The organism is Actinomadura rifamycini DSM 43936 (genome assembly GCF_000425065.1).
GTDB lineage: Bacteria > Actinomycetota > Actinomycetes > Streptosporangiales > Streptosporangiaceae > Spirillospora > Spirillospora rifamycini.
This window is the reverse complement of the sequence record NZ_AULB01000029.1, coordinates 84322-100499: the sequence shown is the minus strand read 5'-3', so window position 1 is coordinate 100499 and position 16178 is coordinate 84322. Positions and strand designations below refer to the sequence as shown.

12 protein-coding genes are annotated in these 16178 nt (G+C 73.9%); all 12 read right to left on the bottom strand.

Annotated elements, in window-relative coordinates; all coding sequences use genetic code 11:
- Positions 1 to 87: 87 nt before the first annotated feature.
- Entirely contained in the window at positions 88 to 345 is a 258-nt protein-coding gene (gene rpmA / locus H505_RS0126230; protein WP_021595697.1) for a 50S ribosomal protein L27, read from the bottom strand.
- 13 nt (positions 346 to 358) lie between these two features.
- On the bottom strand, positions 359 to 673 hold the full coding sequence (gene rplU, locus H505_RS0126225) for a 50S ribosomal protein L21 (protein WP_026404357.1): 315 nt from the start codon (positions 671 to 673) through the stop codon (positions 359 to 361).
- A 318-nt stretch (positions 674 to 991) separates the two neighbouring features.
- Positions 992 to 4477 carry an Rne/Rng family ribonuclease gene (locus H505_RS44445; protein ID WP_051301181.1) on the bottom strand — a complete coding sequence of 1162 codons (3486 nt, stop codon included), beginning with the start codon at positions 4475 to 4477 and terminating at the stop codon, positions 992 to 994.
- Positions 4478 to 4668: 191 nt separating this feature from the next.
- Positions 4669 to 5523 carry a TIGR03936 family radical SAM-associated protein gene (locus H505_RS44440; protein WP_064743708.1) on the bottom strand — a complete coding sequence of 285 codons (855 nt, stop codon included), beginning with the start codon at positions 5521 to 5523 and terminating at the stop codon, positions 4669 to 4671.
- A gap of 326 nt (positions 5524 to 5849) precedes the next feature.
- Positions 5850 to 7772, bottom strand: a complete 1923-nt coding sequence (locus tag H505_RS0126210; protein ID WP_026404356.1) for a TIGR03960 family B12-binding radical SAM protein — start codon at positions 7770 to 7772, stop codon at positions 5850 to 5852.
- 73 nt (positions 7773 to 7845) lie between these two features.
- The gene (rodA, locus tag H505_RS0126205) at positions 7846 to 9030 is read right to left on the bottom strand and encodes a rod shape-determining protein RodA (RefSeq protein WP_125617274.1); all 1185 of its coding nucleotides are present in this window, start codon (positions 9028 to 9030) and stop codon (positions 7846 to 7848) included.
- Positions 9027 to 11102 carry a penicillin-binding protein 2 gene (gene mrdA, locus H505_RS0126200; RefSeq protein WP_026404354.1) on the bottom strand — a complete coding sequence of 692 codons (2076 nt, stop codon included), beginning with the start codon at positions 11100 to 11102 and terminating at the stop codon, positions 9027 to 9029. The genes rodA and mrdA overlap by 4 nt, the downstream gene beginning before the upstream one ends.
- On the bottom strand, positions 11099 to 11701 hold the full coding sequence (gene mreD / locus H505_RS0126195; protein WP_026404353.1) for a rod shape-determining protein MreD: 603 nt from the start codon (positions 11699 to 11701) through the stop codon (positions 11099 to 11101). Before mreD ends, mrdA begins: the two co-directional genes overlap by 4 nt.
- 1 nt (position 11702) lies before the next feature.
- The gene (gene mreC, locus H505_RS44435) at positions 11703 to 12725 is read right to left on the bottom strand and encodes a rod shape-determining protein MreC (protein ID WP_064743707.1); all 1023 of its coding nucleotides are present in this window, start codon (positions 12723 to 12725) and stop codon (positions 11703 to 11705) included.
- A gap of 51 nt (positions 12726 to 12776) precedes the next feature.
- A complete protein-coding gene (locus H505_RS0126185; protein WP_026404352.1) occupies positions 12777 to 13811 on the bottom strand; it encodes a rod shape-determining protein in 1035 nt (344 codons plus the stop codon).
- A gap of 183 nt (positions 13812 to 13994) precedes the next feature.
- On the bottom strand, positions 13995 to 14405 hold the full coding sequence (ndk, locus tag H505_RS0126180; RefSeq protein ID WP_026404351.1) for a nucleoside-diphosphate kinase: 411 nt from the start codon (positions 14403 to 14405) through the stop codon (positions 13995 to 13997).
- Between the two features lie 41 nt (positions 14406 to 14446).
- Entirely contained in the window at positions 14447 to 16171 is a 1725-nt protein-coding gene (locus H505_RS0126175; protein ID WP_026404350.1) for a hypothetical protein, read from the bottom strand.
- Positions 16172 to 16178 lie beyond the last annotated feature (7 nt).

The window sequence follows — 16178 nt, the reverse complement described above, 5'->3', positions numbered from 1 at the left end:
GCGCTCGGCCCCGCGAAGGGCTCTAGAAACAGCGCAAGGGACGGACCGAACGGTCCGCCCCTTGCGAAAGACTCTTCCCGAAGCGGACTACTCCGCCGGCGGGACGACGCTGACCGCGTTGCGGCCGCGGTAGCGCCGGAACTCCACCGCACCCGCGACGAGCGCGAACAGCGTGTCGTCGCCGCCGCGGCCGACGCCGGGGCCGGGGTGGAAGTGGGTGCCGCGCTGCCGGACGATGATCTCGCCGGCGTTGACGACCTGGCCGCCGAACCGCTTCACGCCGAGGCGCTTGGCGTTGGAGTCGCGACCGTTACGGCTGGACGATGCGCCCTTCTTGTGTGCCATGTGACCGCTCTCCTTACTTTCCGGACTCGATACCGGTGATCTTGACCTCGGTGTACGGCTGGCGGTGCCCCATCCGCCGCTTGTACCCGGTCTTGTTCCGGTAGTGCATGATGTTGATCTTCGGGCCCTTGACCGCGCCGAGGATCTCGGCGGTCACCTCGTAGCGGGCCAGGTCGGCCGAAGAGCTGACGACCCGGTCGCCGTCCACGACCAGCACGGCCGGGAACGTGACGGTCGAGCCCACCTCGCCGGCCAGCTTGTCGACGGTCAGCACGTCGTCGACGGCGACCTTCTCCTGCCTGCCGCCTGCGCGGACAATCGCGTACACCGCGGAAACCTCTCGTCGTGCGCGTGCTTCTGGACCGAACCAGTCCCACGCGTGGCTGTACCAGCCCTCGGATGAGGGCCTACCCCCGGCACGGGACCGGAGGCGGCACGCCGGGCCGAAGCCGCGGCGCTCTCTGCTCGTCCCCACCGGATCGGCGGGGGGTGCACCGGACGGGCCCCGGACGGGGACCGCGGTGCGAGTTCGTGTCGGCGCGCGTCACCACACCGAAGTACGAGTGTACTGGACGTCCTGACCCGATCGCGAACGCGTGCGCATTGCGCGTACCCGTGCGATCGGGCCGGGACGTCCGTCCGTCCGTCAGTCGTCGGCGCCGTCGGCGGCCTGCGCGGCGACGCGGGAGCGGCGGGTGCGGCGGCGCGGTGCCGCGGCCGCCTCGCCGTCGCCGTCCCCGGCCGCGGCCTCGGACGGCGCCGCCGGCTCGGCGGCCTCGGCCGGCTCGGCCGGGGCCTCGTCGGCCGGGGCGGCGTCCGGCGCGGCGGCGGGCGCGGCGCCGTTCGACAGCCCGTTCGACGAACCGTTCGCCTGCACCGCGACGGGCTCGGGCTCGGCGGCGTCCAGCGTGCCGGGCGCGACGTCCGCGGCTTCCGCGGCGGCCTCCGCGGCCTCGACCGCGGCCTGCGCGGGCTGCGCCTCGTCGGCGTCCGGCTCCGGCGGCGGCCCGGCCGGGCGCTTGGCCGGGCCCGACTTCTTCGGGCGCGTCCGCACCGGCGCGGCCTCCTCCGGGGCGGGCGCCGGAGCCGGCGCCGCGGCCTCGGCGGGCTCGGCCTCCGCGGCCTTCGCCGCGCGGCCCCGCCGGCCCTTCGCGGGCTCCGCCTTCGCGGCGTCCTGCTTCGGCTCGCCCTTGGCGGCCTTCGCGTCCGCCTTCTCCGGCTTCTCCGACTTCGCCAGCTTCTCCTCGACGGCCCGCTCGACCTCGCCCTTGCGCTTGCGGCGCCGTCCGCCGGTCTCCTTCTCGGCCTTCAGGTCGACCGGCGTCAGGTGGACGTGGATGCCGCGGCCGTTGCACGACTCGCACGTCTCCGAGAACGCCTCCAGCAGGCCCTGGCCGACGCGCTTGCGGGTCATCTGCACGAGGCCCAGCGACGTGACCTCGGCGACCTGGTGCTTGGTACGGTCCCGCGACAGGCACTCGACCAGGCGCCGCAGCACCAGGTCCCGGTTGCTCTCCAGCACCATGTCGATGAAGTCGATCACGACGATGCCGCCGATGTCGCGCAGCCGGAGCTGGCGGACGATCTCCTCGGCCGCCTCCAGGTTGTTGCGGGTGACGGTCTCCTCGAGGTTGCCGCCCTGCCCGGTGAACTTCCCGGTGTTGACGTCGATGACCGTCATCGCCTCGGTGCGGTCGATCACCAGCGAGCCGCCGCTCGGCAGCCACACCTTGCGGTCCAGCGCCTTCGCGATCTGCTCGTCGATGCGGAACGCGCCCAGCACGTCCTGGTCGTCCGTCCACCGCTCCACGCGGTCGGCGAGGTGCGGGGCGACGTACTGGACGTACTCCGACACCGTGTCCCACGCGCCCGCGCCGGACACGACGAGCTTGCTGAAGTCCTCGTTGAAGATGTCGCGGACGACGCGGATGGTCAGGTCCGGCTCGCCGTACAGCAGCGACGGCGCCGACGCGGTCTTGACCTTCTTCTGGATGTTCTCCCACTGGGCCGCCAGGCGCGACACGTCGCGGGCCAGCTCCTCCTCGGTGGCGCCCTCCGCCGCCGTCCGCACGATCACGCCCGCGTTGTCGGGCATGACGCGCTTGAGGATCTGCTTGAGGCGGCTGCGCTCCTTGTCGGGGAGCTTGCGGCTGATGCCGGTCATCGAGCCGTCCGGCACGTACACCAGGTAGCGGCCGGGCAGCGAGACCTGGCTGGTCAGCCGGGCGCCCTTGTGGCCGAGCGGGTCCTTGGTGACCTGCACCAGCACCGACTGGCCCGACTTCAGCGCCGACTCGATGCGGCGCGGCTGCCCCACCAGCCCGGCGACGTCCCAGTTGACCTCGCCCGCGTACAGGACGGCGTTGCGGCCCTTGCCGATGTCGACGAACGCCGCCTCCATCGACGGCAGCACGTTCTGCACCTTGCCGAGGTACACGTTCCCGACGTACGACTGGTGCGTCGCGCGGTTCACGTAGTGCTCGACCAGGATGTCGTCCTCGAGGACGGCGATCTGGGTGCGCTCGCCCTCCTGCCGGACGACCATGACCCGCTCGACCGCCTCGCGGCGCGCCAGGAACTCCGCCTCGGTGATCACCGGCGGGCGGCGGCGGCCCTGCTCGCGGCCTTCCCGGCGGCGCTGCTTCTTGGCCTCCAGGCGGGTGGACCCGCGCACGGACTGGACCTCGTCCTCGACCGCGCGCGCCTCGCGGACGTGCACGACGGTGTTCGGCGGGTCGTCGGTGCCGTTCGCGCCGTCCCCGTCGCCGCCCGAACGGCGCCGGCGGCGGCGCCTGCGGCGGCTCGTCCCGCCCTGGCCGGACTCGTCGTCGTGGTCCCCGGCGTCGGCCTCGGCCTCCTTCGGCTGCTCCTTGGCGTCCTTGGCGTCCTTGGCCTTCGCCGCCTTGGACTTCTCGGTCTTGGCCCGTTCCTTGGCCTTGTCGGCCTTGTCGGCCTTGTCGGCCTTCTCCGTCTTGTCGGCCTTGTCGGCGCGGCCCTTGTCGGCGGGGGCCGGCTCCTCCTCGGTTTCCTCGGCGCCCTGGGCGTCGTCGTCGGCGCCGTCCCTGCCGTTGCGGCCCCGGCCGCGGCCGCCGCGGCGGCGCCGGCGGCGGGACGGGCGGTCCTCGGAGTCGTCGTCGGCGCGGTCGTCGACCTCCTCGTCGGCCTCGCGCTCGGCCGTCTCGGCGGCGGCCTTGACCGCCTCCTCGCGGCGGGCGGCGTCCTCCGGCTTCGGCTGCGGCGGCTGGAACACCACCATGGGCGGCTGGAACGTCACGCCGGGCACGGCGATGCCGCTCGCGGGCTCGGTCTCCGACACCTCGCCGGTGCCGGGCGCCGCCCCGGCCACCGGGACGGCGGGGACCTCCGGAACGGACGGGACGGCGGGCGGGACGGTCGGCGCGGGCGGCACCTCGGCGGACGCGGCGGGCGGCTCGGCGGGCGCGGCGCTCTCGGCCGGCGGCTCCGCGGTCTTCGCGGCGGCGGTGCGGCGGCGGGTCCGGGTCCGGGTCGCGGGGGCCTTCTCGTCCGCCTTCTCGTCCGCCTTCTCGTCGTCGGCGTTCTTGTCGTCCGACTTCTTCGCGGACTCGCTCTCGATCTCCGGGGAGGTCTCGGCGCCGGTCGGCGGGACGGGCTCGGCGGTCTCCGCGGGCTCGGCGGCCTTCGTGCTCCTGCGGGCGCGGGTGCGGGCGGTCTTCTTCGGCGGCGCGGGCTCCTCGGCGGCCGCGGGCTCCTCGGCGGCCGCGGGCTCCTCCGCCCCGGCGGCGGGCTCCTCGGCGGGCGCCGCCTCCGCGGCGCCCTCCGGCACGCTCTCCGCCTGCGCGGCGTCCGCCCGCGCATCCTGCGCGGCCTCGGTCTGCGCGGCCTCGGCTTCGGCCGTCTCGCCGGTGCCCTCGGCCGTCTCCTCGTCCTCGTCCTCGACCGTCTCGTCCTCGGACGCGGTCTCCGCCGCCGGCGCGGCGGGCGGGGTCGCGGGTTCCTCGTCGACCTCGGGCGGCGGACCGGCGGGACGGCTGGCGCGGCGGCGCGGGCGCGTCGTCACGCCCGACCCTCCGGTGCCGTCCGCCCCGGTCGCGGCGGTGTTCTCGTCTTCAGTGCCTTCGGCCTGCGCCGAATCGGCTTCGTTCTCCAGCATGCGGGCAATCTCCCGTCAGGCTCCCGGGCGCGACCACGCGTTCCGCCCTTCGGCGGATCGGTGCGGTGCGCCGCACGGGAACTCTCCGTCAGTCGGTGTCGCCACCGCCGTCGTCCGGCGGTGCCGACGAAGTCGTCGGGGGCGCGCCCACCGTCCCTGCGGACCGGTTCCGTGTCACCACGGCTTCGGTCTCACGGGCGGGCGCCGGCGGCATCCGCGCTCGCGGGCTCCCCGGGCCGCGGCCGTTGCGGGCCGCCGGCCGCCGCGGCGTCGTCGCCGGACGGCGGGCCGATCTCCCGGTCGGGATCCAGGGGATCCCCGAGGCCACCGGTGGCCGCGTCCAGAGGCCCCTGCGCCAGCCTGGTCACCATGGGCGGCGACGGCGGCGCGAGGTCGGCGATCTGGCGCAGACCGGTGAGGATGTCGTCGGGTCGAACGGCGGGTGTGGAATGCCGAACAACCATTCGAAGTATCGCACAAGGGGCATCCGCCGCCTCCGCGGCGCGCCGGTCCGGCTCGTCGGCCTCCGCCTCGAGCACGCTGACGGCGGCGCGCACGTCGAACCGGCGCCGCCCCTTCTTGGTGAGGCGCTCGACCTCGATGACGTCGGCGTCGAGGAAGGCGGCCACGGCCGCGGCGGCGTCGCCCGGGGGCACGCCGTCCAGCCGGATCCGCCACCGGGACGCCTCGAGCCGATCGGCGAACGCGCCGGGCTTGGCCGGCGCGTCTCCGGCGCCGCCCGCACGCACCGGCACGACATCGACGATGTCGAGCCCGGGCGGCAGGGCCGCGTCGAGATCGGCCCGCACCCGCGCAGGGTCGCGGGTCTCGGTAAGCCCGATTTCGAGGTACTCGGCCTCACTGGCAACCCCGGTCGCCGCCGCACCCGCGTACGAGATCTTCGGGTGGGGGGTGAATCCGGCGCTGAACGCGACGGGTATCCCGGCGCGCCGTACGGCGCGTTCCACGGCCCGGGAGATGTCGCGATGGCTCGTGAAGCGCAGCCTGCCGCGCTTGGCATAACGGACGCGCAGGCGCTGGATCACGGGGGCCGGTGCCGGTCCCTCCGGCTTGGGTGCCAGGGCTCTCGTCCTTCCTACTCGTGCCGAGTGTGAAAACGTCTCCCTATAGAGTACGGTGCCCCCGCCCCCGATAGGGACGCCCGGTCCGCGCACTGAGACTCCCGGCCCCCGCGGGACGGCCCCCGAGGGCCTCCGCGATCCCGTTTCGCTCCGGCTCGATGCCCGGCCCCGCACATCTCTGCCGTCCTGTCTCCGTCGCGGTGCACGAGACGCGAAAGGGCCTGGAAGAAGTGCGGCGGCGGGCCGAGCCGGACGGCTCGGCCCGCCGCGGCGTGCCGTTCGGGCCCCGGTCAGACGACCGAGAGGGGGAGCAGCTTCTTGCCGGTGGGGCCGACCTGGATCTCGGTGCCCATGGTGGGGCAGACGCCGCAGTCGTAGCAGGGGGTCCAGCGGCAGTCGTCGACCTCGGTCTCGTCGACGGCGTCCTGCCAGTCCTGCCAGAGCCACTCGCGGTCGAGGCCGGCGTCGAGGTGGTCCCAGGGCAGGACCTCGACCTCGTCGCGCTCGCGGAGGGTGTACCAGGCGAGGTCGACGGGCTCGCCGGCGAGGGCCCGCTCGGCGCAGGACGTCCAGCGCTCGAAGGAGAAGTGCTCGCTCCAGCCGTCGAAGCGGCCGCCGTCCTCCCAGACGGCGCGGATGATCCGGCCGACGCGGCGGTCGCCGCGGGACAGCAGGCCCTCGATGACCGAGGGCTGCCCGTCGTGGTAGCGCAGGCCGATCGCGCGCCCGTACTCCTTGTCGCCGCGCAGGGCGTCCTTGAGCGCGCGGAGGCGGGCGTCGACGGTCTCGTGGTCGCACTGGGCGGCCCACTGGAACGGGGTGTGCGGCTTCGGCACGAACCCGCCGATGGAGACCGTGCAGCGGATGTCCTTGCGGCCGGTCGCCGCGCGGCCGGCGGCGATCACGCGCTTCGCCATGTCGGCGATCGCGAGGACGTCCTCGTCCTCCTCGGTGGGCAGGCCGCACATGAAGTAGAGCTTGACCTGCCGCCAGCCGTTCTCGTACGCCGTGGTGACGGTGCGGATCAGGTCGTCCTCGGTGACCATCTTGTTGATCACCTTGCGCATGCGCTCCGAGCCGCCCTCGGGCGCGAACGTGAGGCCGGAGCGGCGGCCGCCGCGGGAGAACTCGTTGGCGAGCGTGATGTTGAAGGCGTCCACGCGGGTGGACGGGAGCGAGAGGGAGGTGTTCGTGCCCTCGTAGCGGTCGGCGAGGCCCTTGGCGACGTCGCCGATCTCGCTGTGGTCGGCGCTGGAGAGGCTGAGGAGGCCGACCTCCTGGAAGCCCGACTGCTTGAGGCCCGTCTCGACCATCCCGCCGATCGTGGTGATCGACCGCTCCCGGACGGGACGGGTGATCATGCCGGCCTGGCAGAACCGGCAGCCGCGGGTGCAGCCGCGGAAGATCTCCACGCTGTACCGCTCGTGCACGGTCTCGGCGAGGGGCACGAGGGGCTTCTTCGGGTACGGCCACTGGTCGAGGTCCATGACCGTGTGCTTCTCGACCCGCCACGGGACGCCCGGACGGTTCGGCGCGACCCGCTTGATCCGGCCGTCGGGCAGGTAGTCGACGTCGTAGAAGCGCGGGACGTACACGCCGCCGGACGCCGCGAGCCGCATCAGCAGCCCGTCGCGCCCGCCGGGCCGGCCCTCGGCCTTCCACTCGCGGACGACCTCGGTGATCGCGAGGACGATCTCCTCGCCGTCGCCGAGGACGGCGGCGTCGACGAAGTCGGCGATCGGCTCGGGGTTGAACGCGGCGTGGCCGCCCGCGACGACGACCGGGTGCTCGTCGGTGCGGTCGGCCGCCTCCAGCGGGATGCCCGCGAGGTCGAGGGCCGTCAGCAGGTTGGTGTAGCCGAGTTCGGTGGAGAACGACACGCCGAACAGGTCGAACGCCCCGACGGGACGGTGGGCGTCCACCGTGAACTGCGGGACGCCGTGCTCCCGCATGACGGCCTCCATGTCCGGGAAGACCGCGTACGTGCGCTCGGCGAGGACGCCCTCGCGCTCGTTGAGGATCTCGTAGAGGATCTGCACGCCCTGGTTCGGGAGCCCGACCTCGTAGGCGTCCGGGTACATGAGCGCCCACCGGACTTCGGCGTCGTCCCAGTCCTTGACCTGCGAGTTCAGCTCACCGCCGACGTACTGAATCGGCTTCTGCACGCTGGGGAGCAGGGGCTCCAACCGCGGGAAGAGCGATTCGATGGGCATGACGGCGTCCTCCGTGCAGTGGACAGGGGATGGACGATCCAGCCTACCGATCCGGGGCGGCCGTTCGAACCGGTCAGTCGAACGGGCGGCGGCGCAGGTGGACTGCCTGCAGCAGCCCGAAGCCGATCATGTTCGCGAACGTCGCGGACCCGCCGTACGACACGAACGGCAGCGGCAGGCCGGTGATCGGCATCAGGCCGATCGTCATGCCGATGTTCTGGAACGCCTGGTAGCCGAACCAGCAGACGACGCCGGTGGCGACGAGCGTCCCGAACAGGTCGGCGGCCTGGACGGCGATGCGCAGGCCCCGCCACAGGACGACGCCGATCAGCAGGACGATCGCCGCGGCGCCGATGAAGCCGAGCTCCTCCCCCGCGACCGTGAAGATGAAGTCGGTCTGCTGCTCGGGGACGAAGTTGCCGCTGGTCTGCTCGCCCTGGAAGAGGCCCTGGCCGTCCCAGCCGCCGGAGCCGACGGCGATGCGCGACTGGCGGGCGTTGTAGCCGGCGCCGCGCGGGTCGGCCTCGGGGTCGAGGAACGCCGTGAACCGGTCGATCTGGTAGTCCTCCAGCAGCCCGAAGAACCACACCGAGAAGATCGCGAACGCGGCGCCGCCGACCAGCCCGAAGATCCACCGCTTGCGCGTCCCGGAGATCACCAGCATGCCGAAGACGACCGCGATGAACACCAGCGTGGTGCCGAGGTCGGGCTGCAGCAGGACCAGCACGGCCGGCACTCCCGCCAGGCCGAGCGCGAACAGGATGTCGCGGGGGCCCGGGCCGATCTCGCCGTCCCGGGGCTCGCCGAGGATCATCGCGAGCAGCACGACGAGGCCGACCTTCGCGAACTCCGACGGCTGCATCTGGAACCCGCCGCCGATGACGATCCACGAGTGCGAACCGTTGATCGTCGCGCCGAGCGGCGTCAGGACGGCGACGAGGCCGGCGCACGCCAGGCCGTACAGGATCGGGACGTACGCGCGCAGCAGCCGGTAGTCCAGCAGGGACACGACGGCGCCGAGCGCGAACCCGATCAGCATGTTGAGCGCGTGCCGCTTGACGAAGCCGTTGGGGTCCTGGCCCTGCTCGACCAGCGAGTGGAACGTCGCGGAGCGGACCAGGAGCGCGCCGATCACCGAGAGGGCCAGCACCACCACGCACAGCGGCCAGTCGAGCCCGCGCAGCGCGGCGAGGCGGCCGCGCCACCGCGAGCGCGTCGCGTACCCCTCGACCGTCCCGGCCTTCGACCCGGTGATCACGGGGCCGCGCCCTCCGCCGCCGGCAGCCGCGGCACCTCCGTGGGGAGGCGGCCGTCGTCCAGGGCGGGCTCGATGTCCTTCGTCCCGTACATCGCCTCCCAGATCTTGCGGACGATCACGCCGGACGTGGAGGCGCCGAAACCGCCCTGCGAGACCATCGCCACGACGGCGTAGCGCGGGTTCTTCACCGGCCCGAAGGAGGCGAACCAGGACATGTCCTCCTGCCCCCAGCGTTCGGCGGTGCCCGTCTTGCCGCCGACGGCGACGCGCTTGAGGTCGAACCCGTTGAACGCCCCGGCGGCCGTGCCCTCCTTCGGGACGTCCGCGAGCGCGTCCCGCATGTAGGCGAGGACCTTCTCGTCCACCGGGAGCTTCTCCGGCTCCGGCGCGTCGATCTTCCGGACGACCGTGCCGTCCGGGCGGACGACCGCGACGCCGATGCGCGGCGTGTGCAGCTTCCCGCCGTTGGCGAGGGCGGCGTACGCGCGGACGAGCTGCAGCGGCGTCACCATCACGTTGCCCTGCCCGATCGACAGGTTCGCCGCGTCGCCCGCGCGCCACACCATGCCCTCGGCGCAGTTCTCGTGGGCGACCTGCTTGAGGTACGCGGCGCGGGCCGGGTCGGTCTTGGCGACGTTCGGGTAGCCCGTCTTGGCGTGCTTGCAGCTCGCGACCTTGGTGGCCTCCCAGTACTCCCGCTTCCACTTGGCGTCCGGGATGCGGCCCTCGCTCTCGGCGGGCAGGTCGACGCCGGTGCGGGAGCCGAACCCGAAGTCGCGGGCGGTCTCCACCATCGGGTTCTTCGCGTCGAGCGGCGCGTTCCGGCCGCCGTTGCGCATCCACATCTCGTGCGCGAACTTGTAGAAGATCGTGTCGCAGGACTTCACGAGCGCGGTGTGCAGGTTCATCGTGCCGAGGTTGGCGCCCTGGAAGTTGTTGAACGCGCGGCTGCCGACCATGTAGGAGCCGGGGCAGTTGTAGGTGCCGTGCAGGTCGTAGCCGGCGCGGACCGCGGCGGCGACCGACGACACCTTGAACGTGGACCCGGGCGGGCCCATGCCCTGCGTGACCCGGGAGATCAGCGGGTTGTTGCTCTTCTCGCCGAGGAGGGCGTCGTACTTCTTCTGGGTGATCCCGCCCGTCCAGACGCTCGGGTCGTACGACGGGTAGCTCGCCGTCGCGATCAGCCGCCCGGTCTGGACGTCCATGACCACGGCGGCGCCCGAGTCGGCGGGGCTGCCGTTGCGGCGCGCGGCGTCGATGCCCTCCTTCAGCGCCTTCTCCGCGCCGCCCTGCACCTCGGCGTCGATGCTGGTGACGAGGTGGTTGCCGGGCGTCGGCGCCTGCTCCTCGGCGACGCCGGTGACGCGGCCCTGGCTGTCGACGAGCACCCGGCGGTACCCGGCCTCGCCGCGCAGCGCCTCGTCGTACTCGCCTTCCAGTCCGGCGCGGCCGACGAGGTCGACGGCGCTGTACCCGGTGACCTTGATGCCCTCCCGCTCGGCCATCTCCTCCTCGGTGATCGGCTGGAGGTAGCCGAGGGTCTGGACGGCGGTCGCGCCGTGCGGCGCCGGGTACACGCGGTTCGGCTGGATCTGCGCGGTGATGCCGGGGAAGTCTTCCTTGCGCTCCATGATCTGCAGCGCGGCCCGCGGGTCGGTGTCGTCCTCCACGGGGATCGGCTGGTACGGCGATCCGGGCCAGCAGGGCCGCTGCACGGTGGGGCTGCACAGCCGGATCTTCTGCTGGATGTCCTCGTAGCCGAGGTCGAGGACCTTCGCGAGCCGCCGCAGGACCGCCTCGCCGCCGTCGTCCTGCCGGGCGAGCGCCGTCCGGTCCACCGACACGACGAGCGAGCTCTGGTTGCGGGCGAGCGGCCGGCCCCGGTCGTCCAGGATCATGCCGCGCACGGCGGGGACGACGATGTCGCGGGTGCGGTTCTGCGCGGCGATCGACGCGTAGCGCTCGCCGTCCAGGACCTGGAGGGTCCACAGGCGGCCGAGCAGGACGAGCAGCAGCGCCCCGACGAGCACGTACAGGACGACGAGCCGGAAGTGCGTCCGCGGGTTCACAGGTTCCCGCTCCGTCCGGACATCGCGCGGTAGCGGGCGGCGGGCACCGAGAACCGGTCGCCGCGGGTGCTGCGCTCGCCGCGCTCGTACCGGCGGGTGGCGCGCAGCACCGCCCACACCACGAACGGGCTGGCGATCACGGTGTACAGGACCTGCAGCGGGACGACGCCGGACACGGTGCCCCAGTCGGCGCGCGGGTCGCCGAGCAGCATGCCCGTCGCGCCGTACAGGACGACGCCGGCGAGGGCTCCCGCGGCGACGCCGAGGAACGGCACGGCGGACTGGCGGTCGACGCCCTCGGAGGCGGTGCCGCACAGGTAGCCGATGAGGCAGTAGACGAGCGCGTAGCGCCCGATGGTGTGGTCGGCGGGCGGGACGATGTCGGCGGCGAGGCCCGCGCAGAAACCGGTGGTCATACCGGTTCCGGATCCGGCGACGAGCGCCAGCGCGACCACGGTGAGCAGCACCAGGTCGGGCTGGACGCCGCCGGGCAGCGGCAGCCGGTTCGCCACCGACACCTGCAGGATCAGCGCGACCGCGACGACCAGCGCGGTGACCAGGTTCCGGCCGGCCGGCGACTGGTCCGGTGGGTTCAGCACGTCACTCTCCCGTGCTCGGTTGCGGGGACGGGCTCCGCTCGCCGCTCGGCCGCGCCTCGGTCCCGCCGTCGGTCGGCGCGCCGGGGCCCGGTGATCCGCTCGGCCGCGGCGTCCGCGACGGCGTGGGGGTGGGCGTGGGGGTCGGTTTCGGCTTCGGCGGCAGCACCGAGTCGCGCGGGTCCGTCTTGGGCGGCGCGACGACGACGGCGACGACGTCGAGGGCGCTGTACCGGACGAACGGGCGGATGTGCGCGGTGCGGGTGAGCCCGCCGGTGCCCTGCTCGATGCGTTCGACGACGCCGATCGGGACGCCCGGCACGTACGGGCGCTGGCCCTGCGAGCCGAACGTGACGATGCGCTGCCCGACCTTGATCGGCGCGCCCGCGTTGAGGAGCTGGAACCGCAGCGGGCTCTCGTCGGCGTCGCGGCCGTGCCGGCCGCGGCCCTGCAGGATGCCGATCTCCTTGGACTCCTCGAGCCGCGCGCCGACCGACGACGTCTGGTCGGTGGCGAGCAGGACGGTCGCGGTGGCCGGGCCGACGCGGGTGACGCGCCCGACGAGGCCCTGCGCGCTCATCACCGTCATGTCGCGCTTGATGCCGCTGCGGCTGCCGACGTCGATGGTGACGGTGTCCTCGTAGCCGTGGCCGGCGGAGATCACCCGCGCGGCGGCGATCTCGTAGCCGCCCATCCCGGCGGTGCCGAGCAGCCGCCGGAGCTGCTCGGCGTGGTCCTTGTCGAGCCGCGCCGAGCGGAGCTGCTCGCGCAGCCGCTGGTTCTGCCGCGCGAGCCGTTCGGCGCGGCGGCGCTGCCCCGGCGCGTCGGTGATCGCGTCGAAGGTGTTGCCGACCGGACGGACGATCGCGGCGGACGCGTGCTCGACGGGTCCGAACACCGTCGCGCCGAGTCCGCGCAGGCCGCGCAGCGGGGAGTCGTCCCCACCGCGGTGGTCGATGGTGATCATCGTGAGCGCCGCGACGAGCAGTACGCCGAGGATCACACGGGTGCGCCGGGTGTCCCTCACCCACGGACCTCCCCGTTTCTAGTGGAGCCGCCTAGTGGTGCCGCGAGGCGCTCAGTGACGGGGTTCGGGGACGAGGACCTGGCGGAGGGACTCGAAGTCCTCCACGCACTTGCCGGTGCCGAGCGCCACCGAGTCGAGCGGGTTGTCGACGAGGTGGATCGGCATGCCGGTCTCCTCGCGGAGCCGCTCGTCCAGGTTCTTCAGCAGCGCGCCGCCGCCGGTGAGCGCGATACCACGGTCCATGATGTCCCCCGAAAGCTCGGGCGGGCATTTGTCGAGCGTGGTCTTCACCGCGTCAACGATGCTGTTGACCGGCTCCTCGATGGCCCGCCGCACCTCCTCAGCGGAGATCACGACGGTCTTCGGCAGCCCGCTGACGAGGTCGCGGCCGCGGATCTCGGCGTGCGGTTCCTCGTCGCCGCCGGGATAGGCCGAACCGATGGCCATCTTGATCTCCTCGGCGGTCCGTTCCCCCAGCATGAGGGAGTATTCCTTCTTCGAGAAGGAGATGATCGCCTGGTCGAGCTCGTCGCCGCCGACGCGGACCGACTGGCTCGTGACGATCCCGCCGAGCGAGATGATCGCGACCTCGGTGGTGCCGCCCCCTATGTCGACGACCATGTTGCCGGTCGGCTCGTAGACGGGCAGCCCGGAGCCGATGGCGGCGGCCATGGGCTCCTCGATGATGTAGACGCGGCGGGCGCCGGCCTGGTAGCCGGCCTCCTTCACGGCGCGCTGCTCCACGCCGGTGATCCCGCTCGGGACGGCCACCACGATCCGCGGCTTGGCGAAGTGCCGGCGCTTGTGGACCTTCTGGATGAAGTAGCGGAGCATCCGCTCGGTGACGTCGAAATCGGCGATGACGCCGTCCTTGAGCGGGCGGACGGCGACGATGTTGCCGGGCGTGCGGCCGATCATCCGCTTCGCCTCGATGCCCACGGCCACGATCTTCCCCGTGTTGGTGTTGATCGCGACGACGGACGGTTCGTTGAGGACGATGCCACGCCCGCGCACGTAGACCAGCGTGTTGGCGGTGCCCAGATCGACCGCCATGTCACGGCCGAGAAACGACAGCTTGTTACCCATGAAAAAGGGAGCCCTTCACGATTGTCGGGCGTTCATAGCGGCGCGTCCATCGTAACGCGAGAGTGGCTGTCAGGGCAGGTACCCCGAGACCGCGAGTCACCGAAAAAACGGGTGCTGACCAGGCTTGTTTTAGTTAAAGAGACGCGGGCCGGAGGTTTCCGGCCCGCGCGTCGTCGGTCGTCGTCAGCCCAGTTCCGGGAAGAACAGCTTGATCTCCCGGTCGGCCGAGTAGGTCGAGTCGGAGCCGTGCACGATGTTCTCGCCGATCTCCAGGGCGAAGTCGCCGCGGATGGTGCCGGGGGCGGCGCTCACCGGGTCGGTGGCGCCGGCCAGCGAGCGGAACGCCTCGATCGCGCGGGGGCCCTCGACGACCATCGCGACCAGCGGGCCGCCGGTGATGAACTCGACCAGCTCACCGAAGAACGGCTTGCTCGCGTGCTCCTCGTAGTGGGCCTCGGCCGTCTCGCGGGCGAGGGTGCGCAGTTCCAGCGCGACGAGCTTCAGGCCCTTGCGCTCGATCCGCGAGACGACCTCGCCGACCACGCCGCGGCGGACACCGTCGGGCTTGACCAGGACAAGAGTGCGCTCGGACACGAGTGGTTCTCCTCAGGAAGGTTGGGATATGCGCGCGAATCCTACCGGGCCGCCGGAGCCCCGGAGGCGTTCGCCGCGCAGTGCCGCCCCGCCGCCGGGGCCGCGGCCGGGGCGCTGCGCGCGGCGCGGGCGGCCAGCACGGCGGCGACGACGCCCGCCGCGGCGGCCGCGAGCAGCCACGTGCGCTGCCCCTCGACGAGCCCGGCGAGCCGCTGCGCGTCCGTCTCCGGGCGGATCCGCGCCAGCGACGCCGCCTGCAGCGACAGCGCGGCGAGCTGCCCCGCGAGCACCGCCGGGAAGCACAGCGACAGCCCGAACAGCGCGGCGCCGGGGCCCGCGTCCCGCAGCGACGCGGCCAGCGCCAGCCCGGCCCCCGCGCCGAGGGGGACGAGCAGCGGCGCCGCCGCCCAGGGCGCGCCCGTCCCGAGCGGCACGGCGCCGAGCGGCGGCGCCGCCGCCATCAGCACGAGCCCGGCGAGGACGGCGCCGCGCGGCGGGACGCGCGCACTGAGCCCCGCCGCCGCGAGCGCCGCCGCGGCCCCGGCGGCGAACGGCAGCGGGGACGGCGCGCCCGCGCCTCCCCCGGCGTGCGCCTCGGCGGCGGCGATCCCGGCGAGCGGGCCCGCCGCCGACTGGACGAGCAGCCCGGCGGCGACCATCGTGATCGCGCAGCCGAACGGGCTGCCGGTCACCGCGTCCCGGGTGCCGGCGTGCGCGAGGTTGAGCAGCCCCGCGACCGCGACGCCGGCGACGACGAGCCGCGCCCCGGGCGACCAGCCGTGCGCGGCCACGACCGCCAGCAGCGCGAACGCCGCGCACGGCGCCGACGCCAGGAGCAGCCCGCCGCGCTCCGCCCGCCGGGGCGGCGGCAGCGGCGACGGCGCGCGCCCGGCCGCGGCCCGGTGGGCGAGGACGGCGGCGAGCGCGGCGGCGGCGGGCCACGTCCAGGGCGCGAGGGCCGCGCGCCAGTCGCGTCCGGTCCCCGCGGGGTCGTCCCCGGGCGGCTGCGGGACGGCGTCCAGCACGAGCGGCGTCGCGAGCAGCAGCGCCGCCGCGAGCAGCCCCGCCCACGCGGCGGCCGGGGCGCGGCCGCCCCGCTCCCACGCGAGGACCAGCGCCGCCGGGAGCGCGGTGCCCGCCCCGACGCCCTGCAGGGCGCGGACCGTCCCCGCCAGCGCCACCGAGTCGACCGCGCGTGCCGCGCCGAGCGCCGCCACGAGCGTCAGCAGGCCCGCCGCGAGCACCGTCCAGGCGGGGAAGCGGCGGGCGGCGAGCGCCGCGAGCGGCACCGCGACCACCAGCGCGGGCAGGGCGAGCCCGGTGGCGCGCAGCAGGCCCGCGACGTCCCCGCCGTCCCCGCCGTCGAGCCCGAGCGCGGCCGCGGCGTCCGGGACGACCCCGGCAGTGGCGTCGGGAAGCACCAGCACGCTCGCGGGGACCGCGGCGGCGACCGCCAGGAGCCCGCCGATCCGCGCACCCCGCTCCCGCCCCCGCGCCCGTCCAGGCGCAACCTGCACCACCCCGCGCCGGTCGAGCGCCCGACCGCCGGGGGCGTGCTCGTGGGGGGCCTGCTCGCGGAGGGCGAGGTCGACGAGGGTGGGGTCGGGATCCGTGCGACCGGGGTCCGCGAGGCTGGAGCCCGTCCCGTCCGAGTCGGTCCCTCGCGCCCTGGCGCCACTCGATCCGGCCCCGCTCACGCCCGTGCCGCCCGGGTCGGTGCCGTTCGGGTCCGTGCCGCTGGGGTCGGCACCGCTCAGAGGGCTCACATTCGGC

Coding starts and splice junctions, on each gene's coding strand:
- rpmA (WP_021595697.1), bottom strand. CDS start 345: ATGGCACACAAGAAGGGCGCATCGTCCAGCCGTAACGGTCGCGACTCC.
- H505_RS44445 (WP_051301181.1), bottom strand. CDS start 4,477: ATGCTGGAGAACGAAGCCGATTCGGCGCAGGCCGAAGGCACTGAAGAC.
- H505_RS0126210 (WP_026404356.1), bottom strand. CDS start 7,772: ATGCCCATCGAATCGCTCTTCCCGCGGTTGGAGCCCCTGCTCCCCAGC.
- H505_RS0126185 (WP_026404352.1), bottom strand. CDS start 13,811: ATGGGTAACAAGCTGTCGTTTCTCGGCCGTGACATGGCGGTCGATCTG.